Source organism: Pseudomonas sp. yb_2 (genome assembly GCF_043103905.1).
In the GTDB taxonomy this organism is placed as follows: domain Bacteria; phylum Pseudomonadota; class Gammaproteobacteria; order Pseudomonadales; family Pseudomonadaceae; genus Aquipseudomonas; species Aquipseudomonas alloputida.
Genome location: NZ_JBICKH010000082.1, coordinates 21,928 through 48,278, shown reverse-complemented (window position 1 = coordinate 48,278; position 26,351 = coordinate 21,928). Strand labels below are relative to the sequence as shown.

Here is a 26,351-nt window from a genome sequence, read left to right as displayed (position 1 = left end):
GCGCATCGCGAGCGAAGCTCGCTCCTACATCTGTTTCGGGCCAGTAACGCCTGCGCCAGCGCGCGCGACCGCCTTGTTTGTCCGGCACGATATCGAGGTGGACACCAAGGCGCCGCGCGTCTCTCTACCAGGAATAACTGGCCCGAAACAGATGTAGGAGCGAGCTTCGCTCGCGATGCGCCGCGCGGGCGGCGCTCGATCTCCCAGGCGCCACAAACCTCAAGGCGGGCACCAGAACTTACTTGGTCACCGTCACCTTGCTGAAATCCAGCCGCCCGAACGGGCTAACCTGGTACCCCTCGACGCCTTGGCGCAGCAAGGTCGCTGCCGTCGGGTGCGCCAGTGGCACCCACAGCGCCTGCTGCTGGATCAGTGTCTGCGCCTGCTGGTACAGCCGGCTGCGTACGCTCTGGTCGTTGGTGGTGCGCCCGGCGCTGATCAGCTGGTCGAGGCGGCTGTCGCAGAAGCGTGCGAAGTTGGTCCCTGACTCGACCGCCGCACAGGAAAACTGCGGGCTGAGGAAGTTGTCCGGGTCGCCGTTGTCGCCCGCCCAGCCCATGAACAGCAAGTCATGCTCGCCGGCCTTGGCGCGGCGGATAAGCTCGCCCCATTCGATCACGCGGATTTCAGCCTTGATACCAATCTTCGCCAGGTCGGCTTGCAGCATCTGCGCGCCAAGGCTGGGGTTGGGGTTGAGCAGGCTACCCGAGGGCCGGGTCCAGATGGTGGTACTGAAGCCTTCGGCCAGGCCGGCCTTGGCCAACAGGGCCTTGGCTTTCTTCAGGTCCAGCGGGTAGCCGGGCAGGTCCTTGGCGTAGCTCCAGGTATTGGGCGGGTAGGGGCCATTGGCAGCCACCGCAGAGTCTTCGAACACGGCCTTGAGGTAGGCTTGCCTGTCGAAGGCCAGGTTGATCGCCTGACGCACTTCCGGCTTGTCCAGCGGCGGGTGCTGGCTGTTGATGGCGACGAAGGCAGTCATGAATGCCGGGGTAGTGGCCACCTTGAGGTTACCGTCCTGGCCCGCTTCGGCAATGTCCAACGGCTTGGGCGACAGGGCAACCTGGCACTCGCCACGCTTGAGCTTCTGCAGGCGCACGTTGGCATCGGTGGTGATGGCGAAGATCAGCGGGTCGACCGCCGGCTTGCCGGCGAAGTAGTCCGGGTTGGCGCGGTAGCGTACCACGGCGTCTTTCTGGAAACGCTGGAACACGAACGGCCCGGTGCCGATCGGTTGGTTGTTGAGCTTTTCCGGTGTGCCGGCCTTGAGCAGCTTGTCAGCGTATTCTGCGGAGTAGATCGAGGCGAAGCCCATGCTCAGGGTGGCCAGGAAGGTGGCGTCCGGGTGGCTGAGGGTGAAGCGCACGGTGTTCGGCGACGGTGCCTCGATCGCCTTGATCAGGCTGCCCAGCTGCAGCGATTGGGCATGCGGGTAGCCGCCCGGCGCAGTCTTGTGCCAGGCATGGGCCGGGTAGAGCATGCGCTGGAAGCTGAACAGCACGTCGTCGGCATTCAGCTTGCGGCTTGGCTTGAAATAGGAGGTGCTGTGAAACTTGACGTCATCGCGCAGGGTGAAGTCATACACCAGGCCGTCGGCCGATACCGTCCAGCTGGTCGCCAGGCTCGGCACCACCTTGCCTTGCGCCGCATCGAACTCCACCAGGCGGTTCATCAGCACGTCGGCGGTGGCGTTGGTGGTGGTGAGCGAGTTGTACTGCACCACGTCGAAACCTTCGGGGCTGGCCTCGCTGCAAACGCTCAGCGGAGCGGCCTGGGCAGCGCCAGCGGCGAACAGGGTGGTGAACAATAAGGAAAGTGCGGCGACACGCATGGTGGCTCCTTGGCTGTCAGTGGCCCATCTGCCAGTGCAGTCTGGAAAAGGCTTACCCTAGTGCGCCCGCCGGCAAATGACCACACCCTTTTTTGCAAATCTTGCGACGAGCGGTCGACGACTGGCGGGGCCTGCCGCTATGCTGGCCCGGCGCGTTCTGGCTAGCGGTAATGTGCATCTACTGTTGTTGCAGCCAAGTCTTTCTGGTATAAAGCAGCGCTCTTTTCTAGGGGCTCGGCCTGTCGCATAAGCGGATCCGGTCGATAAGGCCTCCAGAATCACGGCGCCCAGGCGCCAAAGACTGAGAGATTAAGCGGCCAACCCATGCCGGGTTGGGCATGTGGTTTTAGAGGGCTGAGTCATGTCGAGAGTCTGTCAAGTTACTGGTAAGGGTCCAGTAACCGGGAACAACATTTCCCACGCAAACAACAAAACCCGTCGTCGTTTCCTGCCGAACCTGCAGCACCACCGTTTCTGGGTTGAATCCGAGAAGCGTTTCGTGCGTCTGCGCGTTTCCGCCAAAGGCATGCGTATCATCGACAAGCGCGGCATCGACGCCGTTCTGGTTGACATCCGTAAAGCTGGCGCCAAGGTTTAAGGGAGAGCATCATGCGTGAATTGATCCGTCTGGTTTCGAGTGCCGGTACCGGCCACTTCTACACCACCGACAAGAACAAGCGCACCACCCCGGACAAAATCGAGATCAAGAAATATGATCCGGTTGTTCGCAAGCACGTGGTGTACAAGGAAGCCAAGATCAAGTAATTGATCGGCGACCTGAAAAAAACCCGCATCCGAAAGGAGGCGGGTTTTTTTTTTGGCTGTTGCAGGGTCAGTTGAAGTCGAAGCCCTGGATCAGCAGGTCGGCACCGGCCTTGATCTGGATGCGCTCGACGTCGTACTCGCGGGTGCACATTTCGTTGGGGCCGACCACCCGGGTGCGGCCGGTAAGGGTGCGGATGGTGTCTTTGAGCGCTGGCGCGTAAGGGGTGCCGACCAGGTGGGCGAGGGTTCGCAGCACTTCTTCGTTGGTCATGGTGTTCTTCCTGTTGAAGTTGGATGGCCCGACATGGGCAGGGCCATCCTCACGCATGCCTGCGAATTGCCTGCGCTACATAGATACTGCTGTGGTTACTTCTGCTCGAACATCACATAGATCTTGCGGCAAGGCTCCAGCACCTCCCAAGTGCCTTTGAAGCCGGCGGGGATTACAAAGCGATCGCCGGCACGCAGGGTTTTCGCCCCGCCATCCTCGTCGCGCAGCACCGAAACGCCTTGGACGATCTCGCAGTATTCGTGCTCGGTGTAGTTCACTGTCCACTGGCCCACCTCACCTTCCCATACGCCAGCGGCAAACTGCCCGCACGGGCTGGAATAGTGGTTGTAGACCGCCTGGTCCGGCTCGCCCTTGAGGATTTTCTCTGCAGCCGGGCGGTAGCGTTCGGCCTCGGTGATGACCTGCGCGAAGTCGATGATGCTATCAATACTCATGGTTCGGCTCCTGTTGTTGTTTAATAAAATGAACATCAGTAGGCTTTTGAGCCTCTCGTGTCAAATATATTGATAGTTTACACCGGCTGGTTTAGGGTATCGCTTGCCAGTGTGCGCTTGGCGCCCGGCCAGAATTCTGACAACGCCTGTGAGTCCTCAGTGCGGCGTTGCACCTAAACAAGAGGAGGAGTTTCGTATGACCACCCTGACCCGTGCGGACTGGGAACAACGTGCCCAGCAACTGAAGATCGAAGGCCGTGCCTTCATCAACGGCGAATACACCGATGCCGTATCCGGTGAAACCTTCGAGTGCCTGAGCCCGGTCGACGGACGCTTCCTGGCCAAGGTTGCCAGCTGCGACCTGGCCGATGCCAACCGCGCTGTTGAAAACGCCCGTGCCACCTTCAACTCCGGCGTGTGGTCGCAGCTGGCCCCCGCCAAGCGCAAGGCCAAGCTGATCCGCTTCGCCGACCTGCTGCGCAAGAACGTCGAAGAGCTGGCGCTGTTGGAAACGCTGGACATGGGCAAGCCGATCGGCGACTCCTCCAGCATCGACATCCCAGGTGCGGCCCAAGCCATTCACTGGACTGCCGAAGCCATCGACAAGGTCTACGACGAAGTTGCCCCGACCCCGCATGACCAGCTTGGCCTGGTTACCCGCGAACCCGTGGGTGTGGTTGGTGCCATCGTGCCGTGGAACTTCCCGTTGCTGATGGCCTGCTGGAAACTCGGCCCTGCACTGGCCACCGGTAACTCGGTCGTGCTCAAGCCGTCCGAAAAATCGCCGCTGACCGCCATCCGCATCGCCCAGCTGGCGATCGAGGCCGGTATCCCCGCTGGCGTGCTGAACGTGCTGCCAGGCTATGGCCACACCGTGGGCAAGGCACTGGCCCTGCACATGGACGTGGACACCCTGGTGTTCACCGGTTCGACCAAGATCGCCAAGCAACTGATGGTTTACGCGGGCGAGTCGAACATGAAACGCATCTGGCTGGAAGCCGGTGGCAAGAGCCCGAACATCGTCTTTGCCGACGCCCCGGACCTGCAAGCAGCCGCCGAGGCCGCAGCCAGCGCCATCGCCTTCAACCAGGGCGAAGTGTGCACTGCAGGCTCCCGCCTGCTGGTCGAGCGTTCGATCAAGGACAAGTTCCTGCCGATGGTGGTAGAGGCCCTGAAGGGCTGGAAACCAGGCAACCCGCTGGACCCGCAGACCACTGTCGGTGCCTTGGTCGATACCCAGCAGATGAACACCGTGCTGTCGTACATCGAGGCTGGCCACAAGGACGGCGCCAAGCTGCTGGCCGGCGGCAAACGCACCCTGGAAGAGACCGGCGGCACCTACGTCGAGCCGACCATCTTCGACGGCGTGACTAACGCCATGCGCATTGCCCAGGAAGAAATCTTCGGCCCGGTGCTGTCGGTGATTGCCTTCGACACCGCCGAAGAAGCCGTGGCCATTGCCAACGACACCCCGTATGGCCTGGCCGCTGGTATCTGGACTTCGGACATTTCCAAGGCCCACAAGACCGCCCGTGCCGTGCGTGCAGGCAGCGTCTGGGTCAACCAGTACGATGGTGGCGACATGACCGCGCCGTTCGGTGGCTTCAAACAGTCGGGCAACGGCCGTGACAAGTCGCTGCACGCACTGGAGAAGTACACCGAGCTGAAGGCGACCTGGATCAAGCTGTAACCCGGTAGGTCCTTTTCGCGGGCAAGCCCGCTCCTGCAGGTCTTCGCGACCGTTGCAGGAGCGGGCTTGCCCGCAAATGGGCCCCTGGAAATATTGGCTGGGAGGCTGTAATGCGTTGGGGTACCTACTTCGCCGTACTGGCATCGGTGCTCAGTGTCGGGCTGGCGCTTGGCGTGAGCATGCCGCTGGTGTCCCTGCGCCTGGAGGCCTGGGGCTACGGCAGCTTCGCCATCGGCGTGATGGCGGCAATGCCGGCGTTGGGCGTACTGGCCGGCGCCAGCCTGGCCAGCCGCCTGGCAGGTTGGGTTGGCGTACCGTCGGCGATGCGCCTGTGCCTGTGGGGCGGGGCGCTGTCGATTGGCCTGCTCGCGCTGCTGCCTAGTTACCCGTTATGGCTGCTGCTGCGGCTGATGATCGGCATGTCCCTGACCGTGGTGTTCATCCTTGGCGAAAGCTGGATCAACCAACTGGTGGTCGAACAGTGGCGTGGCCGGTTGGTGGCGCTGTATGGCAGCAGCTACGCCCTGAGCCAGTTGGCCGGGCCGTTGGTGCTGGGTTTCCTCGGCTCTGATGACGACTTCGGCTTCTGGGCGGCGACCGGCCTGCTGCTGGCCGCGCCGCTGGTTCTGCTGGGGCGTGGTGGAGCGCCGAGCACGGAAGCCTGCAGTGTCACCTTTGGCGACCTGTTCGCCTTCTGCCGACGCTTGCCGGTAATTGCCTGGGCCATTGCCCTGTTCGCCTCGTTCGAGGCGATGATCCTCACCTTGCTGCCGGTGTATTGCCTGCAGCAGGGTTTCAGCACCGAAATCGCCTTGTTCATGGTGAGTACCGTGGTGGTGGGTGATGCGGTGCTGCAGTTGCCCATCGGCGCGCTGGCCGACCATATGTCGCGACGTACCCTGTTCACTGGCTGTGCGGTGACCCTGCTGGTGTCCAGTCTGGCGATCCCGCTGCTGTTGCACACCCCGGTTATCTGGCCGTTGTGGGTGTTGTTCGGCGCCAGTGCCGGCGGCTTGTTCACCTTGTCGCTGGTGCTGATCGGTGAGCGCTACCGCGATGATGAGTTGGTACGGGCCAATGCCCACGTAGCCCAACTGTGGGGCATTGGCTGTTTGCTCGGGCCGTTGTTGGCCGGGGCGGGGAGCCAGTGGATCAGCGGGCATGCGTTGCTGTTCCTGATGGCGGCCGGGGCTGCGGGGTTGGTTGTATTGACGCGGCGGCGCGGAGCCTTTGAGCCGGTTTCTGCCTGATGATTTTGGGGGCCGCAAGGCCCCGGAATCGCCGCTATAGCATCTTCTCCAAGCCAACCGCCTTGCTGATCCAGGCATTGAAGCGTCGCCAGATCCCGCCCGGCTCAGACGTCAGCACGTGCCGTTGGCCATTGTCCTCGGTCGCCCACACCAGCTTGTTACCTATCAGTTTCACCTGATAGCTCAGCGCAGGCGCCATACCCTGCTGGGCCAGTTCGCGGGTGTATTCGGCCAGCTCCGGGCTGTCCACCAGTACCCCGACCTCGGTGTTCCACAATACTGAGCGCGGGTCGAAGTTGAACGAGCCGATGAAGGTCTTGCGCCGGTCGAACACGATCGCCTTGGTGTGCAGGCTCGAATCCGAGCTGCCACGGAAACTCAGTCGCCCCGCGCTGGGGTCGCCTGGCTGGCGGCGAAGCTCGTAAAGCTGCACCCCGTGCTCAAGCAAGGCACGACGATAGGGTGCATAGCCTCCATGCACTGCCGGCACGTCGGTGGCTTCCAGCGAGTTGGTCAGCAGCTTCACCGAAACGCCAGCGTCGGCGCGGCCGGTCAGGTACAGCAGCCCCGGTTCGCCCGGTACAAAGTAGGCCGATGCCAGGACCAACTCGCGGTGCACGTTAGCCAGGTCCGGAGCCAGTTGCTGGCTCAGCAGTAATTGCGGGTCCGGTTCGTCTTCGGCCAACACCTTGCTGGGAGCATCCCATAGCGCCTGTGCGTGAGCCCAGATCAGCTCGTTGCGCCACACATCCAGGCGCGGCTGCGACTGATAGGCCATCAAGCGGTCGTACAGGGCCTTGCGCTGGGTCCTGGCTTTGGCCAGCGACACTTCCAGGCGCTGGCGGCTGGCCCGCAGGTCGTTTGCATCCGGGTCATGCCAGAGGAAATCGGTGATCGGCCGGCTGAGGGCGCTGTTCCAGTACTGGTCGAAGCTGTGCCCCAACTGCTCGGCCACCGGGCCCACGCCCAGCAGATCGATGTCGGTGAAGTTGAGGTTGGGCTCGGCATCGAAATACTCGTCGCCCAGGTTGCGACCGCCGACGATGGCCATGCTGTTGTCCACCAGGAACAGCTTGTTGTGCATGCGTCGGTGCTGGCGCGACAAGTTGAACAGCCGGCCCACGGCGCGCGTAACGCCGGTACTGCGCCCCAGATGCAGTGGGTTGAACACGCGAATGTGGATGTTCGGGTGGGCATCGAGGGTGCCCATGACGGTGTCCAGGCCGTCGCTGGTGGTGTCGTCGAGCAGGATGCGCACGCGCACGCCACGGTCGGCGGCGCGCAGCAGTTCATGCACAAGGGCGCGGGTACTGAGGCCGTCGTGGACGATGTAGTACTGCAGGTCGATGCTCGCCTGGGCGTTGCGTATCAGTTCGGCGCGGGCGCGAAATGCCTCGTTGCTGTTGGGCAGCAGGCGAAAGCCCGAGCGGCCGCCATAGGGCGCGGCTTGGCGCAGCACCGAGCGGCCAAAGGCCGATTCGTGGGCAGGCAACGCCTGGCTGGTTTCCCGGGGCGCGCTGATGCTTGTGCAACCGGCAAGGCCGAGCAACAACACCAGCAGCAGAGGCAGGGCTCGCTGGAGTCTCAAGGGTGGACCGTCCTGTGCAGCAAGGGCTTTAGGGGTTTGACCGTGACGGGCGGCGCAAAGTTACGCGTCGGCGCTTTCGTCATCCAGTAGACGAAGGGCGGTTTCACCAACCTTGCGCACGGAGGCTTCGATTTGCGGCGTTGGCCTGGCGGCGAAATTCATGCGCAGGCAGTGGCGAAACTTGCCCGAGGCCGAAAAGATGCTGCCCACGGCAACCTGCACGCCCTGCTCCAGTAAAGCGCGGTTCAGCCGAAGCGTATCGAGATGTTCGGGTAATTCCACCCACAGCATGAAGCCGCCCTGGGGCCGGCTGACCCGGGTGCCCGCCGGGAAGTAGCGGGTCACCCAGTCGCCCATCAGGTCGCGGCCACGCTGGTACTGGCTGCGCATGCGCCGTACATGGGGCTGGTAGTGCCCGGCGGCGATGAAGTCAGCGATGGCCAGCTGAGGCTGGCTGGCGGTGCTGCCGGTGCTGATGTATTTCATGTGCAGCACGCGCTCCAGGTAGCGCCCGGGCGCCACCCAGCCGATCCGCAGGCCGGGCGCGAGGGTTTTGGAGAACGAACTGCAGAGCAGCACGCGGCCATCGTCGTCGAACGACTTCAGGGTGCGTGGGCGTGGGTAGGTATAGGCCAGGTCGCCGTACACATCGTCTTCCAGAATCGCCACGTCATAGCGTTGGGCGAGGCTCAGCAGGGCCTTCTTGCGTGCCTCGGGCATGATGTAGCCCAGCGGGTTGTTGCAGCTGGGGGTGATCTGGATGAGCTTGATCGGCCACTGCTCCAGGGCCAGCTCCAGCGCCTCCAGGCTGATGCCGGTGACCGGGTCGGTGGGGATTTCCAGCGCTTTCATGCCCAAGCCCTTGAGGGTTTGCATGGCGCCGTGGAAGCTGGGCGAGTCGACCGCGACGATGTCGCCTGGCTCGCAGACTGCGCGGATGCTGCATGACAGCGCCTCATGGCAGCCGGTGGTAATCACCAGGTCGGCCGGCCCCAGGCGGCAGCTGGAGTCGAGCATCAGCCGGGCCACCTGTTCGCGCAGGGCCAGGTTACCGTGGATGTTGTCGTAGTACAGGCCAGGCATGTCCTGGCGCCGGCTCAACTGGGCAAGGCTGCGCAGCAGCGGCTTCAGGGTAGGGCTGTCGATGTCGGGCATGCCGCGGCCGAGTTGCACCACATCATGGCGCGGCGTACTGCGCACCAGCTCCAGCACCTGTTCCCACTGCGAGATGTCCACCGGGCGCTGGGCCGGGCGGCTGACTGCGGGCAGTGCCGGCAACTGCCGTTGGTCGCTGACGAAGTAGCCGGACTTGGGCCGCGGCGAGACCATGCCGCTGTCTTCGAGCATGCGATAGGCCTGCTGCACGGTGCTCAGGCTGACCCCGTGCTCCTCACTCAGTGCGCGTACAGACGGCAGGCGCTGGCCAGGGCGATAGAGGCCCTGCTCGATGCGGGCGCCGAGTATTTCGGCGAGATTCAGGTAGAGGGTCAAGGCATACTCCTGCGCTGCATTGGCATAGCGACCGGTACAGTTGGGCTGAAAATACAGCATTCAGTCGGCCAGCGGCCAATTCTGTATGGGAATAATAAGGCTGTATTGGATCTGTATTGTCGAGGGTGCCGACGCGCATGCTTTCTCCACGGTAACAACTGAACGGGAGGATGCGGTGATGGGTGGCATGAGCGATGTGCGCTTGCAACTGTTGGCCAAGGAACTGGAAGCCGGGCAGCAGGCCAAGGTGTTCAACGCGCCAGAGGGTTTGGGGCGTTGGGGGCTGATGCTGCATCGCTGGCATACCCGCAGGGCGTTGCTGCAGCTGACCGATGACGAGTTGCGCGATGTCGGGCTGAGCTGGGAGCAGGCCCGGATCGAAGGGCGGAAACCCTTCTGGAAGGACTGACACGGTGGTCGCTGGAGGGCCTGTTGTGCCCCAGACTTGAAACTTGCCCCGACCCTGTGGGAGCGGGCACGCCCGCTCCCACAGGGGGCGCGTCAGCTTTTAGATTTTAAGCAAGACAGTTGCTGCCACAAGGATGGGGACTTTCAAGTCAGCTCTTTGAGGCGATGCCACAGCATTCCCAGCGCCAGCAGTGGCGAGCGCAGGTGCTTGCCGCCAGGGAAGGTGATGTGCGGCACCTTGTTGAAAAGGTCGAAGCGCCCGCTTTCCTGGCCACTGATGGCTTCACCCAGCAGGCGCGCGGCCAGGTGGGTGGCGTTGAGCCCATGGCCCGAGTAGGCCTGGGCGTAATACACGTTCGGCTGGCTGGCCAGGCGGCCAACCTGCGGCAGGCGATTGGCACCAATGCCGATCATGCCACCCCACTGGTAGTCGATGCGCACGTCGGCAAGCTGCGGGAACACCTTGAGCATCTTCGGCCGCATGTAGGCGGCGATGTCCTTCGGGTCGCGGCCTGAATAGTGGCAGGCACCGCCAAACAGCAGGCGGTGGTCGGCGGACAGGCGGTAGTAGTCCAGCGCCACACGCTGGTCACACACCGCCATATTCTGCGGCAGCAATGTGCGTGCGCGTTCTTCGCCCAGCGGCTCGGTGGCGATGATGTAGCTGCCGGCCGGCAGCACCTTGCCGCCCAGCTCGCGGTTGAGGTCGTTGTGGTAGGCGTTGCAGCACAGTACCAGGGTCTTGGCGCGTACCCGGCCTTGGGCAGTATGCACCTGCACTTCAGTGCCGTAGTCGATGCGGGTGACTTCGGATTGCTCGAACAACTTCACGCCCAGGCGGGCGGCTGCGGCGGCTTCACCCAATGCCAGATTGAGCGGATGCAGATGCCCGGAGCCCATGTCGACCAACCCGCCCACATAGCAGTCGGCACCCACCACGCTGTGGATATCGTCCTTGCCGACCAGCCGCAGCTCATGTGCATAGCCCAGACTGCGCAGGTCCTCGGCGTCTTGGGCAAAGCCCAGCAGCTCGGCGGGTTTGTTGGCCAGGTCGCAGTAGCCCCAGGCCAGGTCGCAGGCGATGGTATGCTTTTCAACCCGCTCGCGCACGATCTGTACGGCCTCCAGGCCCATCAGTTTCATGGTGCGCACGCCTTCTTCGCCGATGACCGGGAGGAACTGCTCCAGACCATGGCCGACCCCTCGGATCAGTTGACCGCCATTGCGCCCACTGGCGCCCCAGCCAAGTTTGCGCGCTTCCAGCAGGATGACCGAGAAACCACGCTCGGCCAGCTCGATGGCGGTGTTCAGGCCGGAGTAGCCGCCGCCGATGATGCACACGTCGGCGTTGTGTTCGCCTTGCAGGTAGGCGTGGTCGGGGTGTGGCGCGCTGCTGGCGGCGTAATAGGAGGCGGCGTGCTGCGCGCTGTGGATCATTGGGGCGGCCCTGAAAAATGGAGGGGGGACGAGGATAAGCTGTGCCATCGCGGCCGGGCAACCAGCGAGGGCTTCATACTCGTTCGCGGGTGAACCCGCGAATAAGCCTATAATCCAATCACTTTGTCAGCTTGTATCCCGTCATGTCCTGCAACCGCCACAAGATCCACTTCCTGCGCGAACTCATCCCCTCTTTCGAGTGCGAGCCCGGCTGCCACGACTGCTGCGGCCCGGTCACTACCTCGGCGGAGGAAATGGCCCGCCTGCCGCGCAAGTCCCAGTCCGAGCAGGACGCTGCTCTGGAGCGTCTGGACTGCGTGCACCTGGGCCCCAACGGCTGCACGGTGTATGAAGAGCGGCCGATGATCTGCCGGTTGTTCGGTACCACCCCGCGCATGGCCTGCCCGCGTGGTCGTGGCCCTGAACCGATGATCGACCCCGCCGCTGAACAGTTGGTCCACCAGTTCATTGCCACCACCCGCCAGGTGCTGGTCTAGCCTCAGTCCGGGATCGGCAGGCAAAGGCTCTCCTTCACCTCTTCCATCACGATGTAGCTCTTCGATTCGCGCACGTGCGGCAGTTTCAGCAGGATGTCGCCGAGCAGCTTGCGGTATGAGGCCATTTCCGAAATACGCGCTTTAACCAGGTAGTCGAAGTCACCCGACACCAGGTGGCATTCCAGCACGTGGGGCAGCTTCAAGACCGCGCGGCGGAACTCCTCGAAGGTATCGCCCGACTTGTAGTCCAGGCTGATTTCCACGAACACCAGCAGGCTGCCCTTGAGGTGCTGCGGGTTCAGGCGGGCGTTGTAGCCCATGATGATGCCCTCGCGCTCAAGGCGGCGAACCCGCTCGGTACAAGGAGTGGTGGACAGCCCAACTTTCTCGCCCAGTTCGGTGAAGGAAATACGCCCGTCATTCTGCAGGATACGCAGGATGTTGCGGTCGATCTTGTCCAGTTCACGCTTGGTCTGGTGCTGGGTTCTCATAGGGGATGCCCCTCCGTGAAAGGCGATTTTGCCGAGAATTCTCGCCAATAATAGGCTTTTATATAGTGAATTGCACTAGTCTCAAATTCCTATACTGCGCCCATTCATGCCATTTCAATAAAAGTGTGCGGCGCGCCGCGTGTGAGGGATAAAACGATGCGAGTTCTGGTACTTGGTAGCGGTGTAATCGGAACCGCCAGTGCCTACTACCTGGCCCGGCAAGGTTTCGAAGTCACGGTGGTCGACCGCCAGCCGGCGGTGGCCATGGAAACCAGCTTTGCCAACGCCGGCCAGATCTCGCCCGGCTATGCCTCGCCCTGGGCTGCGCCTGGCGTACCGCTCAAAGCCATCAAGTGGCTGCTGGAGCGTCACGCCCCCCTGGCCATCAAGCTCACGGGCGATGTCGACCAGTACCTGTGGATGGCACAGATGCTGCGCAACTGCACTGCCAGCCGCTACGCGGTGAACAAGGAGCGCATGGTGCGCCTGTCCGAGTACAGCCGTGACTGCCTCGACGAGCTGCGCGCCGAAACCGGCATCAACTACGAAAACCGCAGCCTGGGCACCACCCAGCTGTTCCGCACCCAGGCCCAGGTCGATGCTGCGGCCAAGGACATTGCCGTACTCGAACAGTCCGGTGTGCCCTACGAGCTGCTCGACCGCGACGGCATTGCCCGCGTCGAACCCGCCCTGGCCGGCGTGAAAGATATCCTGGCCGGCGCCCTGCGCCTGCCGAACGACCAGACTGGCGACTGCCAGCTGTTTACCACCAAGCTTGCCGACATGGCGTTGAAGCTGGGCGTGGAGTTCCGCTTCGGCCAGGACATCCAGCGCCTGGACTTCGCGGGTGACCGCATCAATGGCGTGTGGATCGACGGCAAGCTGGAAACGGCAGACCGCTACGTGCTGGCGCTGGGCAGCTACTCGCCACAGATGCTCAAGCCGCTGGGCATCAAGGCTCCGGTGTATCCGCTGAAAGGCTATTCGCTGACCGTGCCGATCACCAACAGCGACATGGCCCCGACTTCGACCATTCTCGACGAGACCTACAAGGTTGCCATCACCCGTTTCGACAACCGCATCCGCGTTGGGGGCATGGCTGAAATCGCTGGTTTTGACCTGTCGCTGAACCCGCGTCGGCGCGAAACGCTGGAGATGATCGTCAACGACCTTTATCCTCGCGGCGGTGACCTGAGCCAGGCCAGCTTCTGGACCGGCTTGCGCCCGGCGACCCCGGACGGCACACCGATCGTGGGTGCCACGGCGTTCCGCAACCTGTTCCTGAACACCGGTCACGGTACCTTGGGCTGGACCATGGCGTGCGGTTCCGGCCGCCTGCTGGCCGACCTGATTGCGCGCAAGAAGCCGCAGATCAGTGCCGAAGGCCTGGATATCTCCCGTTATGGCAATAGCCGGGAAGTGGCCAAGCACGGGCAAAGCGCGCCGGCTCACCAGCAGTAACAGCCTGTGCCGGCCCATTTGCGGGCTTGCCCGCTCCCACAGGAACACCACCGCTTTTGAAAGCTGTGCACGACCTGTGGGAGCGGGCAAGCCCGCGAATAATCCACCACCGATTTCAACCCGAACCACCATAAGGCAGCCGCTATGCGTCCCGCCCGCGCCCTGATCGACCTCCAGGCCCTGCGCCACAACTACCGTCTGGCCCGTGAACTGACGGGTGTCAAAGCCCTCGCCGTGATCAAGGCCGATGCCTACGGCCACGGCGCCGTGCGCTGCGCCCTGGCCCTCGAGGCCGAAGCCGACGGCTTTGCCGTGGCCTGCATCGAAGAGGCGCTGGAACTGCGCGCCGCCGGTATCAAAGCCCCGGTACTGCTGCTGGAAGGTTTTTTTGAAGCCAGCGAACTGGCGCTGATCGCCGAGCACGACCTGTGGTGCGTGGTGCACTCGCTGTGGCAACTGGAAGCCATCGAGAAAACCCCGCTGCACAAACCGCTCAACGTCTGGCTGAAGCTGGACAGTGGCATGCACCGCGTTGGCCTGCACCCCAAGGACTACCACGATGCCTACCAGCGACTGCTGGCCAGCGGCAAGGTTTCGCGCATCGTGTTGATGACCCACTTCGCTCGCGCCGACGAACTGGACGCTGACGCTACCTCCCAGCAAATCGCCGTGTTCGAAGCTGCCCGACAGGGCCTGGCCGCCGAATGCAGCCTGCGTAACTCGCCCGGCGTGCTGGGCTGGCCGCAAGCGCCCAGCGACTGGGTGCGCCCAGGCCTGATGCTGTACGGCGCCACGCCGTTCGAAGTGGCGCAGGCCGAGGCCGCACGCCTGCAACCGGTGATGACCCTGCAATCGCGGGTGATCAGCGTGCGCGAGCTGCCTGCCGGCGAGCCGGTTGGCTATGGTGCCAAGTTCGTCAGCCCTCGGCCGACCCGCGTGGGTGTGGTCGCCATGGGCTATGCCGATGGCTACCCGCGCCAGGCGCCTAACGGCACCCCGGTGCTGGTCGCTGGCAAGCGCACCCAGCTGATCGGCCGGGTGTCGATGGACATGCTCAGCATCGACCTCACCGACGTACCGCAAGCCACTGTCGGCAGCCCGGTCGAATTCTGGGGCAAGCAGGTGCTGGCCAGTGAAGTGGCCGCGCATGCGGGCACTATTCCCTATCAGATCTTCTGTAACCTGAAGCGGGTACCACGGGACTACATCGGCGAATGAGACGCTGAAGCGGACAGGTTGGGGGCGGTGTGTTGTAAATACTGAACGGCATTGCCATGATATCGTTCACATCCACCCCCCTTTCACCGTTTCAGGAGGCTCCAGCTTTGGACGTCGGCGAACGACTGCAAGCCATCCGCAAGCTCAAGGGCCTGTCGCAGCGCGAACTCGCCAAGCGTGCTGGCGTGACCAACAGCACCATCTCGATGATCGAGAAGAACAGCGTAAGCCCCTCTATCAGCTCGCTGCGCAAAGTGCTTAGCGGCATTCCCATGTCCATGGTCGAATTCTTTTCGGTCGAGCTGGAGCCCCAAAGCCCCACTCAGATCGTCTACAAGGCCCATGAGCTGATCGATATCTCAGACGGTGCTGTGACCATGAAGCTGGTGGGCAAGTCGCACCCCAACCGTGCCATCGCTTTTCTGACCGAGGTGTACCCGCCAGGTGCGGACACCGGTGCCGAGATGCTCACCCACGACGGCGAGGAGACCGGTATCCTGCTTGAAGGCCGCCTGGAGCTGGTGGTCGGCAACGAGATTTTCGTTCTCGAAGAAGGCGACAGCTACTACTTCGAAAGCACCCGCCCGCACCGCTTCCGCAACCCATTCGACCAGCCGGCGCGGCTGATCAGTGCGGCGACGCCTTCAAACTTTTGATCCAGCGCAGTGCATTGATTCGGCAATACCCCTTTCCTGTGTGGGGTCGTTTCACGGCCTCTGGGTTCCCGCTATACTTTTCAACGCTCGCCGATCCGTGGCCGCGAGCGTGATTAGCCACCATGAGGGTGTTCGCGTGAATCAAATCAAGAAGATGCTGGCCGTACCAGCAGCCGTATTCGCCCTCTGGGCAATGAGCGCAACCGCTGCGACCAATGACGACATTGCCAAACGCCTGGAGCCGGTTGGCCAGGTGTGCGTCCAGGGCCAGGAGTGCAAAGGCATGGAAGTGGCCGCTGCAGCGGGTGGCGGGGGAGCCAAGACGCCGGATGAAATCATCGCCAAGCACTGCAATGCCTGCCATGGCAGCGGCTTGCTCGGCGCGCCTAAAATTGGTGACACCGCCGCGTGGAAAGAACGCGCCGACCACCAGGGCGGTCTGGATGGCATCCTGGCCAAGGCCATTACTGGTATCAACGCCATGCCGCCAAAGGGCACCTGTGCAGACTGCTCGGATGAAGACCTGAAAGGGGCGATCAAGAAAATGTCCGGGTTGTGATTTACAGCTGAATTGCATGAGGCCCGCCGTTGATGGCGGGCTTTGTTTTTGTGGTGCCCGAGAAAGGTCCAGCACAGGCAACCAACCCGCTAGAGCCATGTCCATGGATGTCTCCAGAAGCCCCAATCGGGCTGAGCCTGATTCCATGAGAACTAGCATTTTTACCAGTTCTATTTTTCAGGGTTCTGAAGAACACTGACGCTTCTGATTGAAGTGGTGGCTAACAATGGATCTGGGCGATAACTGTCCCGAGCAACATGCAGCCGGTCGAACACAGCCGCAAAAGCTGATCCCCGGCAGCGCCCTTCGGCCTCTGGCCTATTCGCCTTATGGCTATCTCTCGACGTCCCAGAGCATGCTCGGTTTTAATGGTGGCCGACAGGACCCTGCTACCGGCTGTTATCTACTGGGTAACGGTCGTCGAGCATTTAACCCATCATTGATGCGCTTTATTAGCCCGGACAGCATGAGCCCGTTCGCAGCGGGTGGTCTGAACTCTTATGCCTACTGCCTAGGAGACCCGGTTAACCGGGAAGACCCGAGCGGTTATTTCTCTTTCTTCAAATTTGTCTCGCGATTGTTCAGGTATTTTTTTCCAAAGAAAAAGCCTACGACGTATGGTAAGTTGCACCGGGCGATTATTTTTGAAACCGAAGTGATTACCAAGACATACAGTGATATAACTTCCGATACAAAGATCAAGGTGGTCAAATCGCCGAAAAGTGTGCCGGATGGCTATGTATTGAGAATGGTGCATGGTACTCAGAAAGAGCATGTTCAATCACTGTTGAGCGGGCTCGATTCTGGCTATACAAAGGATGGATCTTACGGCGCGCACGTTTATGGAACAACGAATATTTATGGGGCCAGCAACTTCACAGGTCAGGACGGATCTTTAGTAGGGTTTTACGTGCATGAGTCTGAGTCCTGGGTTCGCGGTAAGGACTATTGGTATGTTCATAAAAATGCGATAGCGATCGATAAGAGCGCGTATCACAAGGTTCATGTGAGCGAAGAAGTGGTATTTCCATTTTTAATTAGTAAGACGCTTAAAGTAAGGTGGTGACCAGAGTTTGCCCTAGGCAACCAACCCGCTTGAGCTCATGTCCAACCCCTGAACCCACGGATGTTTCAGGAGGCTCTGATGCACCTCTGCGCCATCGACCAGGCTGTCGAGCAGGTTTTGTCCCGGCTGCCAACCCATATCCACATGGGCCTGCCTTTGGGCCTGGGCAAACCCAACGCCTTCGTCAACGCGCTTTACGCCCGCGTACGCGAGCTGCCCGAACGGCGCCTGACCATCTATACCGCACTTTCCCTCGGCCGCCCGCCACTGGGCGATGGCCTGCAGCGGCGCTTTCTCGAACCCTTCGTCGAGCGTGTCTTTGCTGACTACGAAGAGCTCAGTTACCTCGCAGACCTGCGCAACGACACGTTGCCACCCAATATTCGGGTCGAACAGTTCTTCATGCAGCCCGGCAGCCTGCTGCACAGCGAATCGGCCCAGCAGGACTACGTCAGCAGCAACTACAGCCACGCCGCACGTGATATCAACGCCAAGGGCCTGAACCTGATAGCCCAGTTGGTGGCCGCCACCCCCGAAAAGCCCGTGCACCTGAGCCTGGCCTGCAACCCAGACATCACCCTCGACCTGCTGCCGATGATCGCCAAGCGCCGCGCTGCAGGCGAAACCATCCTCATGCTGGGCCAGGTGCATGCCGAACTGCCCTACATGCCAGGCGATGCCGAGCTGCCCATCGATGCCTTCGACCTGCTGCTCGATGAAGTCGAGCAACGTCGGCTGTTTTCCACACCAAACATGCCGGTTGGCATTCAGGACCACTGCATCGGCCTGCACGCCAGCAGCCTGGTGCGTGACGGCGGCACCCTGCAGATCGGCATTGGTGCCATGGGCGATGCGGTTGCCGCGGCATTGCTGGCACGTCAGGGCGACAACGCCGGTTACCGTGCGGTGCTCAAGGCGCTGGATGTCGGACCGTGGCAGGCGTTGATCGAGCGAGAAGGGGGCCTGGACACCCTTACCCACGGCTTGTACGGCTGCAGCGAGATGTTCGTCAACGGCTTGCTGGTGCTGGCCGAAGCAGGACTGCTACGACGCCCGGCGGACGAGCAAGGCGCAATACTGCATGGCGGCTTTTTCCTCGGCCCGCAAGCGTTCTACCAGCGCTTGCGCGAGATGCCGCTGGAGCAGCGCGCGCAGTTTGTCATGACCCGTATCAGCTTCATCAACGAGCTCTATGGGCAGGAGGCACTCAAGCGCCGACAACGTCGTGATGCGCGCTTCATCAACACCGCGTTTGGCATGACCCTGCTCGGCGCCGGGGTGGCCGACCAGCTGGAAGACGGCCGCGTGCTCAGTGGCGTGGGCGGGCAGTACAACTTCGTTGCCCAGGGCCATGCGCTGGAGGGCGGGCGTTCGATCCTGCTCTTGCGCAGCTGGCGCGAGGCAGGCGGGGAGGTGACCTCGAACCTGTTCTGGACCTATGGCCACTGCACCATTCCCCGGCACCTGCGCGATATCGTGGTGACCGAGTACGGCATTGCGGACTTGCGTGGGCAGACTGACAGCGAAGTGATTGCGCGGTTGTTGGCGGTGAGCGATTCGCGGTTTCAGCCGGGCCTGATCAAGCAGGCCAAAGACGCTGGCAAGCTTGCCGACGACTTTCAGCTGGAGGCGCGCTTTACCGACAATACCCCGCAACGCCTGGAGGCCATCAGGGCACAGCATGCGCGGCTGTTCCCGGAGTATCCGATGGGCACGGACTTTACGGCCGAGGAGCGGGATCTGTTGCGGGCGCTGAACTGGTTGAAGAGCAAGTTCAAGCTGAGCGAGGTGCTGGAGCTGGGCAAGGCAGCGTTGGATGCACCGGGGCCGGAGGGGTATGAAAGCCACCTGGAGCGGATGCAGTTGGGGCAGCCGCAGGGGCTTAAAGAAGAACTTTACCAGCGCTTGTTGTTGGCGGGGCTGGCGGCAACCAGATAAAAGGGTTGCGGCCATTCGCGGGCACGCCCGCTCCCACAGGTACGGCACAGCGTTCGAGACCTGTGCTGCACCTGTGGGAGCGGGCGTGCCCGCGAAGCAGGTGTCGCGTTTATTCGATGAAGCTGACCACACCACCTTCCAGCGACTTCACCCGGGCCAGCGATTCAACGCGGTAACCCTGGCTGTCCAGTTCGGCACGGCCGCCCTGGAACGACTTCTCGATCACGATACCCAGGCCCGCCACGGTGGCACCTGCCTGCTTGATGATCGAGATCAGCGCTTGGGAGGCTTTGCCGTTGGCCAGGAAGTCATCGATCACCAGCACGCGGTCGCTGCTGTTGAGGTGACGCGGCGAAATGGCCACGGTGTTCTCGGTCTGTTTGGTGAAGGAATACACCGAGGCGGTCAGCAGGTTTTCGGTCAGGGTCAGCGACTGGTGCTTGCGAGCGAAGATGACCGGCACACCCAGTTTCAGGCCGGTCATCACCGCTGGGGCAATGCCCGAGGCTTCGATGGTGACGATCTTGGTCACGCCGGCATCGGCGAACAGGCGGGCAAACTCGTCACCGATCAGCTGCATCAGCGCCGGATCGATCTGGTGGTTGAGAAACGCGTCGACTTTGAGAACCTGATCGGAAAGCACGATGCCTTCTTCGCGAATCTTCTGATGCAGTGCTTCCACTGTGATTTCCTCGATGTAACAAAGGTTGCCGCTGGAGGCGGCAAAGTTAAAGAGTAATGGTTGATCAGCGTTTGAGCATTGCCCGGATATCGGCCAGGGCGTTGTTGCCGCGAGCGGCCTTCACCTCGACCGGCGCATCGTCCAGGCCCTCCCAGGCCAGGTCGTCCGGTGGCAGTTCGTCGAGGAACCGGCTGGGCGTGCAGTCGATGATTTCACCGTACTGCTTGCGCTTGGCGGCGAAGGTGAAGGCCAGGGTCTGGCGCGCGCGGGTGATGCCCACGTAGGCCAGGCGGCGTTCCTCTTCGATGGTGTCGGCCTCGATGCTGGAGCGGTGCGGGAGGATTTCCTCTTCCATGCCCATGATGAACACGTAGGGGAATTCCAGGCCCTTGGAGGCATGCAGGGTCATCATCTGCACGCCCTCGGCGTTCTCTTCCTCTTCCTGCTGGCGCTCGAGCATGTCGCGCAGCACCAGCTTGCCGATGGCGTCCTCGATGGTCATGTCACCCTCTTCGTCCTTCTCGAGGGTGTTCTTCAGCGCTTCGACCAGGAACCAGACGTTGCTGATGCGGAACTCGGCAGCTTTGTCGCTGGCGGTCTGCTGGCGGATCCAGTTCTCGTAGTCGATGTCGCGGATCATCTCGTGCAGTGCGGCAATCGGGTCTTCCAGGGCAACCTTGTGGCGCACCCCGTCCAGCCAGTGCTTGAAACGCTGCAAGCGCTCGGTGTAGCGCGCGTCCAGGTGCTCGCCCAGGCCCAGCTCTTCGCTGGCGGCGTACATCGAAATGCCGCGCTCGGTGGCGTAGTTGCCGAGCTTTTCCAGGGTGGTGGAGCCGATCTCGCGGCGCGGCACGTTGATTACCCGCAGGTAGGCGTTGTCATCGTCCGGGTTCACCAGCAGGCGCAGGTAGGCCATCAGGTCCTTGACCTCCTGGCGGCCGAAGAAGCTGTTACCGCCCGACAGGCGATACGGCACCTGGTGGTGCTGCAACTTCAGTTCGATCAGCTTGGCCTGGTAGTTGCCGCGGTAAAGGATGGCAAAGTCGCTGTACGGGCGGTTGGTGCGCAGGTGCAAGGTGAGGATTTCCATGGCCACGCGTTCGGCCTCGGCTTCCTCGTTCTTGCAGCGGATCACGCGGATCTCGTCGCCCACGCCCATTTCGCTCCACAGCTGCTTTTCGAACGCATGCGGATTGTTGGCGATCAACACGTTGGCGCAGCGCAGGATGCGGCTGGTGGAGCGGTAGTTCTGCTCGAGCATGACGATCTTCAGGGAGGGGTAGTCCTCCTTGAGCAGCATCAGGTTCTCAGGGCGTGCGCCGCGCCAGGCGTAGATCGACTGGTCGTCGTCGCCCACCACGGTGAACTGGTTGCGCATGCCGATCAGCATCTTCACCAGCAGGTATTGGCTGGCGTTGGTGTCCTGATATTCGTCTACCAGCAGGTAGCGCACACGGTTTTGCCAGCGTTCCAGCACCTCGGGGTGCTCCTGGAACAGTTTGACTGGCAGCAGGATCAGGTCATCGAAGTCCACTGCGTTGAACGCCTTGAGCGTACGCTGATAGTGGGTGTAGACGATGGCTGCGGTCTGCTCGCGTGGGTTGCGCGCCTTTTCCAGGGCTTCTGGCGGCAGGACCAGGTCGTTCTTCCAGGCACCGATCATGTTCTTGATCTCGTCGATGCCGTCGTCGCCGGAGTATTCCTTCTGCATGATGTCCGACAGCAACGCCTTGATGTCGGACTCGTCGAAGATCGAGAAACCCGGCTTGTAGCCCAGGCGCTCGTGTTCCTTGCGGATGATGTTCAGGCCCAGGTTGTGGAACGTACACACGGTCAGGCCACGGCCTTCCCCCGGGCGCAGCAAGGTGGCGACCCGCTCCTTCATCTCGCGCGCGGCCTTGTTGGTGAAGGTCATCGCCACGATGTACTGGGCGCGGATGCCGCAGTTCTGGATGAGGTGGGCAATCTTGCGCGTGATCACGCTGGTCTTGCCCGAACCTGCACCGGCGAGCACCAAAAGAGGGCCGCCGACATAGTCACGGGCTTCCTGCTGCCGGGGATTGAGTCGGGACATGCTAGAAACCGGGGGTCGCCAGAAAATAGCCGCGCATTCTAACAGGCATGGGGCCGTTGTGGCGCGACCGTCTGACGTCTGAGTCAGACTTTTGTCCATCTAATTATTAGTGTCACTAATGCTAGTAGCTGAAAAAATCATATTTGCCGGTTTGATTCGTTTCGCGCAGGATGCACGACAAAATACGTCGGAATGCTACGATCGAAAAAACATGCATAAAATTGAAAATCATTTTCATTGAATGCAGTAGCATGCCCGCCAGATCTCGTTGCACCGTCAAGCCCTAAGGAGCCCGCTTGTCCACGCCTGTCGAACCTCTGCGTTTGCTGCTGTTGGCCGATGAGCCGGAATGGGCTGCCTCGTTGCACGCGTGCATGCCTGCACTCGGTGGCAGCGCCGTGCTATTGACTGCGCCAAACTGGGAGGCGGTCGACAGCCTGTTCAGCCATGATCGCCAGGCCGTCGTGCTGGCAACACCCGCCTTGCAGCCCGCCCCCGGGCGTTGCGAGCTGCCGACTATTCTGCTGCTTGAACACGAGCCTGAGGCAGCGCCCAGCGCTGTCAGTGACTGGCTGGTGCGCGACCAGCTCAACGCCGATACCCTGCGCCGCTCACTGCGCCATGTGCGAGAGCGAGGGGTGCTGGTCGCCACCTTGCAGCGCCTTGCCGAGCAGGACCCGCTGACCGGCATCGCCAACCGCCAGGGCTTCCAGGCTTTGCTCAATGCACGCCTGGCCGAAAACGAAGGCCGTGGTGTCGCGCTTGGCCACCTGGACCTGGACAACTTCCGCCACGTCAACGACGCCCTGGGCCACCAGAGCGGTGACCGGTTGATCCTGCAGGTGGTGGCACGGCTGAAGCATCAGCTGGAGGCGGGTGACCAGCTGGCACGTCTGGGTAGCGACGAGTTCGCCCTGCTGATCGACACCCGTCGCGATGCCAATCGCGCCGAATGGATTGCCGAGCGCATCGTCGAGGCCTTGGCCGAGCCCTACTGGATCGACGGCGAGAGCCTGCTGCTGGGCTGCAGCCTGGGCCTTGCACATGCTCGCGCGCAGAGCGGCGCCGATCCGTTGATGTGGCACGCGCACATCGCCATGCGTCAGGCCAAGGGCAGCCAGGGCTGCACCTTCCATGTGTTCAACGAACGCATCAACCGCAACGCCCGCAGCCTTGCCGACCTGGAAAGCGAGTTGCGCCGCGCCCTGCGCCGCGACGAACTGGAGCTTCACTATCAGCCCCGCCTGAACCTGGCTGACGGGCGCATTGTTGGCCTGGAGGCGCTGGTGCGCTGGCGCCATGCCGAGCGTGGGCTGCTGCCACCCAGTGAGTTCGTGCCACTGGCCGAGCAGAGCGGCCTGATCGTGCCCTTGGGTTATTGGGTTATTTCCCGTGCCCTGCGCGACATGCAGGCATTGTGCGAGCGTGGCCTGGAACCGCTGCACATGGCGGTCAACCTGAGTTTCCGTCAGTTCCAGGACAGCCAGCTACTGGCCACGTTGAGTCGCCTGATCCTTGAGCACGGTGTGGATGCCCGCTGGCTTGAGTTCGAGCTGACCGAGACAGCGGTGATGCGCCGCAACGAGGTGGTGCGCCAGACCATGGACGCGCTGGGCCGCCTGGGCGTGCGCTTCTCGCTCGATGATTTCGGCACCGGGTTTTCTTCGTTCGTGCACCTCAACAGCCTGCCGATCACCTTGCTCAAGGTGGACCGCAGCTTTGTTGCGGGAATGGAAATGCGCGAAGAGAACCGCAAGCTGGTACACGCCATGATCAACCTGGCGCACAACCTCAACCTCGAGGTGGTGGCCGAGGGTGTGGAGAGTGAAGAGCAGCTGGGGTTGTTGCGCGGGTTTGGCTGCGACCAGGTGCAAGGCTTCCTGGTCAGCAAACCGCTACCGATAGGGGAATTGATGGCGTATTTGCTGCAGGCGCCCGGACGCCAGTTGGAGGCCGTCCTGTAGGAGCGGGTTTACCCGCGAATAGGCCCCCACGTCAGGCCGAAGCCGTCGCCTTCCCGGTAGCCCAAGCCTTCCCCAACAACCGCTTCATCCGCCACTCAAAACCAAAGGTCAGCGCCACCGCCGCACATGCCAGCCCCAGCGCCAGCCCCCACCAGATCCCTACTGCACCACCGCCCAGCGTAAAGGTGAACAGCCAGGCACTCGGCGCCCCCACCAGCCAATAGCACACCAGCCCGATCAGGAAGGTGGTCTTGGCATCTTTCAACCCACGGATCGAGCCCATGGCAATCGTCTGCATGCCGTCGAACAGTTCGAACCACGCCGCCACCATCAACAACTGCACGGCCACCTGGAAGATCGCGGCAAAGGCCGGGTCATTACGGTCGATGAACAGGCCTACCAGTGCTTCGGGCAGCAGCAGGAACAGCGTGGCGAAGGCAAACATGATCATGGCCCCAAACCCGATGCCCACCCGCCCGGCGCTGCGCGCCGCCAGCAGGTTGCCAGCGCCGTAGTACAGGCCGACGCGCATGGTCACCGCATAGGACAAGCCAGTCGGCACCATGAATGCCGTGGACACGATCTGCAGGGCAATCTGGTGCGCCGCCAGTTCGGTGCTGCCCAGCACGCCCATGCACAGCGCGGCGAAGGCGAACAGGCCCACTTCCACCATGTAGGTACCGCCAATCGGCAGGCCCAGCCGCCACAGCTCGCGCAGGGCCGCCAGTGATGGGCGTGACAGGCCCTTGCGCAGCGGGTAGGCGGTATAGGCCGGATGCCAGCGGATATACAACGCCAAGGCAGTGGCCATGCCCATCGACACCACTGCGGTGACCAGACCGATACCCATCAGGCCCAGCTTGGGCAAGCCGAACATGCCTTCGATCAGTGCCACGTTGAACAGGTAGTTGAGCACCGTGCCGAACAAACTGATGACCATCACCGGGGTCGAGCGACCCAGCGCGCTGGTGAAGCCACGCAAGGCCATGAAGGTCAGATAACCGGGCAGGGCCAGTGGCAGCAGGGTGAGAAATTCGGCGGCCGAGGCCACGTTCTCGGGCTTCTGCCCGAAAAGCAGCAGCACAGGTTCAAGATTCCACAACACCAGCGCGGCGAACAGCGCCAAGGCCCAGGCCAGCCACAGGCCGTTCTGCGCCAGTCGGGTGGCGCCTTCGATGTCGTTGGCACCCTTGCGAATGGCCACCAGCGTGCCGACGGCGGCGATCACGCCCAGGCAGAAGATCGATACGAACGAATAGCTGGCTGCCCCCAGGCCACCACCCGCCAAAGCCTGAGGGCTGATGCGGGCCATCATCAGGGTGTCGGTCAGCACCATCAGCATGTGCGCCAACTGCGAGGCAATCAGCGGCCCGGCCAGGCGCAGCAAAGCCTTGAGTTCTGTGGTGGGCGCGACGTGCATGGGGGCAGTCCTTCATTCTGGGGTGATCAACGAAGGGCGATTCTGAGGCTTCGGTCAACTTTGCACAAAAGGATAAAAGCGATAGTTGGCATGAGTTGAACTCATGTATATAGGCTTCTCGGTGATTTGCCTCACACGCCCATATTGCAGGTGCCTCATGCCACGCCAGCTACCACCGCTGTATGCCCTGCGCGCATTCGAAGCTGCCGCGCGGCTAAGCTCCTTCACCCGTGCGGGCGAAGAGCTTTCTATCACCCAAAGCGCCATCAGCCGGCATATCCGTACGCTGGAGGAGCATTTTGCCTGCCGCCTGTTCGTGCGCAGTGGCCGCAGCCTGCAACTTACCGAAGCGGGGCGGGTACTGCTGCCGGGCGTGCGCGAGGGCTTCGCGGCGTTTGAGCGGGCCTGTGAAACCTTGTGTGGTGAAGACGACATACTGCGCATGAAAGCCCCCTCGACCCTGACCATGCGCTGGTTGCTGGCGTGCCTTAGCCGCTTTCGGCATCTGCAGCCGGGCAATGAAGTGCAGCTGACCAGCGCCTGGATGGATGTCGACCATGTGGATTTCAACCAGGAGCCATTCGATTGCGCGGTGTTGCTCAGCGACGGGGTATTCCCGCCGGAGTGGGAGGTGCGCAAGCTGTTCCCTGAGCTACTGATCCCGGTCGGCGCGCCGGACCTGCTCGACGAGGAGCCCTGGGATGTTTGCAGGCTGGCCTCTGTCGAACTGCTGCACCCCACGGTGGACAAGCGTGACTGGCGGGAATGGCTGGAGCGGATGGGGCTTGGCGACCAGGTGTCGCTCAAGGGCGGCCAGGTGTTCGATACCCTGGAGCTGGGCATGATTGCCGCGGCGCGTGGCTACGGGATATCCATGGGCGACCTGCTGATGGTGGCCGAAGATGTGGCGCAGAAGCGCTTGAGCCTGCCATGGCCGACGGCGGTGCCCAGCGGCATGGATTACTACCTGGTGTGGCCGCGCACCCGGCGAGGCGGCGAGCGGTTGCGGCGGTTGAGTGCGTTCCTGGAAGGCGAGGTGGCGGCAATGGATTTGCCGGATGTGGAAATCCTGCCGCGTCTTTGATCACCTGCACCGGCCTCTTCGCGGGCTCGCCCGCTCCCACAGGTCGTATGCCCTGTAC

General features: G+C 62.3%; 24 protein-coding genes. 14 read left to right on the top strand and 10 right to left on the bottom strand.

Annotation, left to right across the window (positions count from 1 at the left end; genetic code table 11):
- Positions 1-238: 238 nt before the first annotated feature.
- On the bottom strand, positions 239-1,828 hold the full coding sequence (locus ACF8FB_RS22900) for an ABC transporter substrate-binding protein (protein ID WP_010955788.1): 1,590 nt from the start codon (positions 1,826-1,828) through the stop codon (positions 239-241).
- A gap of 361 nt (positions 1,829-2,189) precedes the next feature.
- Between ACF8FB_RS22900 and rpmB the strand changes: the two genes are divergently transcribed.
- Both rpmB and rpmG read left to right on the top strand, forming a co-directional pair.
- The gene (gene rpmB, locus ACF8FB_RS22895) at positions 2,190-2,426 is read left to right on the top strand and encodes a 50S ribosomal protein L28 (protein WP_003253504.1); all 237 of its coding nucleotides are present in this window, start codon (positions 2,190-2,192) and stop codon (positions 2,424-2,426) included.
- Between the two features lie 11 nt (positions 2,427-2,437).
- Positions 2,438-2,593 carry a 50S ribosomal protein L33 gene (gene rpmG, locus ACF8FB_RS22890; RefSeq protein ID WP_003253507.1) on the top strand — a complete coding sequence of 52 codons (156 nt, stop codon included), beginning with the start codon at positions 2,438-2,440 and terminating at the stop codon, positions 2,591-2,593.
- A 67-nt stretch (positions 2,594-2,660) separates the two neighbouring features.
- Here the strand turns inward: rpmG and ACF8FB_RS22885 are convergent, their stop codons facing one another.
- Together ACF8FB_RS22885 and ACF8FB_RS22880 are read right to left on the bottom strand one after the other, a co-directional pair.
- On the bottom strand, positions 2,661-2,864 hold the full coding sequence (locus ACF8FB_RS22885; protein ID WP_020190325.1) for a hypothetical protein: 204 nt from the start codon (positions 2,862-2,864) through the stop codon (positions 2,661-2,663).
- Between the two features lie 95 nt (positions 2,865-2,959).
- The gene (locus tag ACF8FB_RS22880) at positions 2,960-3,319 is read right to left on the bottom strand and encodes a cupin domain-containing protein (protein ID WP_010955786.1); all 360 of its coding nucleotides are present in this window, start codon (positions 3,317-3,319) and stop codon (positions 2,960-2,962) included.
- A 196-nt stretch (positions 3,320-3,515) separates the two neighbouring features.
- On the opposite strand from ACF8FB_RS22880, the gene ACF8FB_RS22875 reads away from it, so the two are divergent.
- Both ACF8FB_RS22875 and ACF8FB_RS22870 read left to right on the top strand, forming a co-directional pair.
- A complete protein-coding gene (locus tag ACF8FB_RS22875; protein ID WP_010955785.1) occupies positions 3,516-5,009 on the top strand; it encodes an aldehyde dehydrogenase in 1,494 nt (497 codons plus the stop codon).
- Between the two features lie 110 nt (positions 5,010-5,119).
- Positions 5,120-6,259 (top strand): MFS transporter, encoded by a 1,140-nt coding sequence (locus ACF8FB_RS22870; RefSeq protein WP_003253511.1) that lies wholly within the window; start codon positions 5,120-5,122, stop codon positions 6,257-6,259.
- Between the two features lie 34 nt (positions 6,260-6,293).
- On the opposite strand, the gene ACF8FB_RS22865 is transcribed toward ACF8FB_RS22870, so the two are convergent.
- Positions 6,294-7,847 carry a phospholipase D family protein gene (locus tag ACF8FB_RS22865; protein ID WP_014592845.1) on the bottom strand — a complete coding sequence of 518 codons (1,554 nt, stop codon included), beginning with the start codon at positions 7,845-7,847 and terminating at the stop codon, positions 6,294-6,296.
- 60 nt (positions 7,848-7,907) lie between these two features.
- A complete protein-coding gene (locus ACF8FB_RS22860) occupies positions 7,908-9,338 on the bottom strand; it encodes a PLP-dependent aminotransferase family protein (protein WP_392512078.1) in 1,431 nt (476 codons plus the stop codon).
- A gap of 178 nt (positions 9,339-9,516) precedes the next feature.
- Between ACF8FB_RS22860 and ACF8FB_RS22855 the strand changes: the two genes are divergently transcribed.
- Positions 9,517-9,747: a DUF1127 domain-containing protein gene (locus ACF8FB_RS22855; RefSeq protein ID WP_003253515.1), complete on the top strand. Its 231-nt coding sequence runs from the start codon at positions 9,517-9,519 to the stop codon at positions 9,745-9,747.
- 143 nt (positions 9,748-9,890) lie between these two features.
- On the opposite strand, the gene ACF8FB_RS22850 is transcribed toward ACF8FB_RS22855, so the two are convergent.
- The gene (locus ACF8FB_RS22850; RefSeq protein ID WP_392509859.1) at positions 9,891-11,183 is read right to left on the bottom strand and encodes an NAD(P)/FAD-dependent oxidoreductase; all 1,293 of its coding nucleotides are present in this window, start codon (positions 11,181-11,183) and stop codon (positions 9,891-9,893) included.
- 143 nt (positions 11,184-11,326) lie between these two features.
- On the opposite strand from ACF8FB_RS22850, the gene ACF8FB_RS22845 reads away from it, so the two are divergent.
- On the top strand, positions 11,327-11,680 hold the full coding sequence (locus tag ACF8FB_RS22845; protein ID WP_392512075.1) for a YkgJ family cysteine cluster protein: 354 nt from the start codon (positions 11,327-11,329) through the stop codon (positions 11,678-11,680).
- A 2-nt stretch (positions 11,681-11,682) separates the two neighbouring features.
- Here ACF8FB_RS22845 and ACF8FB_RS22840 read toward each other — a convergent pair whose 3' ends face one another.
- Complete coding sequence (locus ACF8FB_RS22840) at positions 11,683-12,171, bottom strand: Lrp/AsnC ligand binding domain-containing protein (protein WP_003253520.1); 489 nt, start codon at positions 12,169-12,171, stop codon at positions 11,683-11,685.
- A gap of 156 nt (positions 12,172-12,327) precedes the next feature.
- Here ACF8FB_RS22840 and dadA point away from each other — a divergent pair, with 156 nt between their 5' ends.
- From dadA to ACF8FB_RS22810, 6 genes are all read left to right on the top strand, one after another.
- Positions 12,328-13,632: a D-amino acid dehydrogenase gene (dadA, locus tag ACF8FB_RS22835; RefSeq protein WP_010955780.1), complete on the top strand. Its 1,305-nt coding sequence runs from the start codon at positions 12,328-12,330 to the stop codon at positions 13,630-13,632.
- A 144-nt stretch (positions 13,633-13,776) separates the two neighbouring features.
- Positions 13,777-14,850 (top strand): alanine racemase, encoded by a 1,074-nt coding sequence (alr, locus tag ACF8FB_RS22830; RefSeq protein ID WP_392512074.1) that lies wholly within the window; start codon positions 13,777-13,779, stop codon positions 14,848-14,850.
- Between the two features lie 107 nt (positions 14,851-14,957).
- The gene (locus ACF8FB_RS22825; protein WP_003253526.1) at positions 14,958-15,506 is read left to right on the top strand and encodes a cupin domain-containing protein; all 549 of its coding nucleotides are present in this window, start codon (positions 14,958-14,960) and stop codon (positions 15,504-15,506) included.
- 154 nt (positions 15,507-15,660) lie between these two features.
- On the top strand, positions 15,661-16,065 hold the full coding sequence (locus ACF8FB_RS22820) for a cytochrome c5 family protein (protein WP_033723760.1): 405 nt from the start codon (positions 15,661-15,663) through the stop codon (positions 16,063-16,065).
- Between the two features lie 226 nt (positions 16,066-16,291).
- Positions 16,292-17,131, top strand: a complete 840-nt coding sequence (locus ACF8FB_RS22815; protein ID WP_392509857.1) for an RHS repeat-associated core domain-containing protein — start codon at positions 16,292-16,294, stop codon at positions 17,129-17,131.
- A gap of 78 nt (positions 17,132-17,209) precedes the next feature.
- Positions 17,210-19,069, top strand: coding sequence for an acetyl-CoA hydrolase/transferase C-terminal domain-containing protein (locus tag ACF8FB_RS22810; RefSeq protein WP_392509856.1), 1,860 nt, complete (start codon positions 17,210-17,212; stop codon positions 19,067-19,069).
- A 109-nt stretch (positions 19,070-19,178) separates the two neighbouring features.
- On the opposite strand, the gene ACF8FB_RS22805 is transcribed toward ACF8FB_RS22810, so the two are convergent.
- Positions 19,179-19,751, bottom strand: a complete 573-nt coding sequence (locus ACF8FB_RS22805) for a xanthine phosphoribosyltransferase (protein WP_003253535.1) — start codon at positions 19,749-19,751, stop codon at positions 19,179-19,181.
- A gap of 64 nt (positions 19,752-19,815) precedes the next feature.
- Complete coding sequence (gene rep, locus ACF8FB_RS22800; protein ID WP_392509855.1) at positions 19,816-21,825, bottom strand: DNA helicase Rep; 2,010 nt, start codon at positions 21,823-21,825, stop codon at positions 19,816-19,818.
- A 296-nt stretch (positions 21,826-22,121) separates the two neighbouring features.
- Here rep and ACF8FB_RS22795 point away from each other — a divergent pair, with 296 nt between their 5' ends.
- Positions 22,122-23,789 carry a putative bifunctional diguanylate cyclase/phosphodiesterase gene (locus ACF8FB_RS22795; RefSeq protein WP_392509854.1) on the top strand — a complete coding sequence of 556 codons (1,668 nt, stop codon included), beginning with the start codon at positions 22,122-22,124 and terminating at the stop codon, positions 23,787-23,789.
- A 31-nt stretch (positions 23,790-23,820) separates the two neighbouring features.
- Here ACF8FB_RS22795 and ACF8FB_RS22790 read toward each other — a convergent pair whose 3' ends face one another.
- Positions 23,821-25,209, bottom strand: a complete 1,389-nt coding sequence (locus tag ACF8FB_RS22790) for a NorM family multidrug efflux MATE transporter (RefSeq protein WP_392509853.1) — start codon at positions 25,207-25,209, stop codon at positions 23,821-23,823.
- A gap of 157 nt (positions 25,210-25,366) precedes the next feature.
- On the opposite strand from ACF8FB_RS22790, the gene ACF8FB_RS22785 reads away from it, so the two are divergent.
- The gene (locus tag ACF8FB_RS22785) at positions 25,367-26,293 is read left to right on the top strand and encodes a LysR substrate-binding domain-containing protein (RefSeq protein ID WP_010955774.1); all 927 of its coding nucleotides are present in this window, start codon (positions 25,367-25,369) and stop codon (positions 26,291-26,293) included.
- Positions 26,294-26,351: the final 58 nt, after the last annotated feature.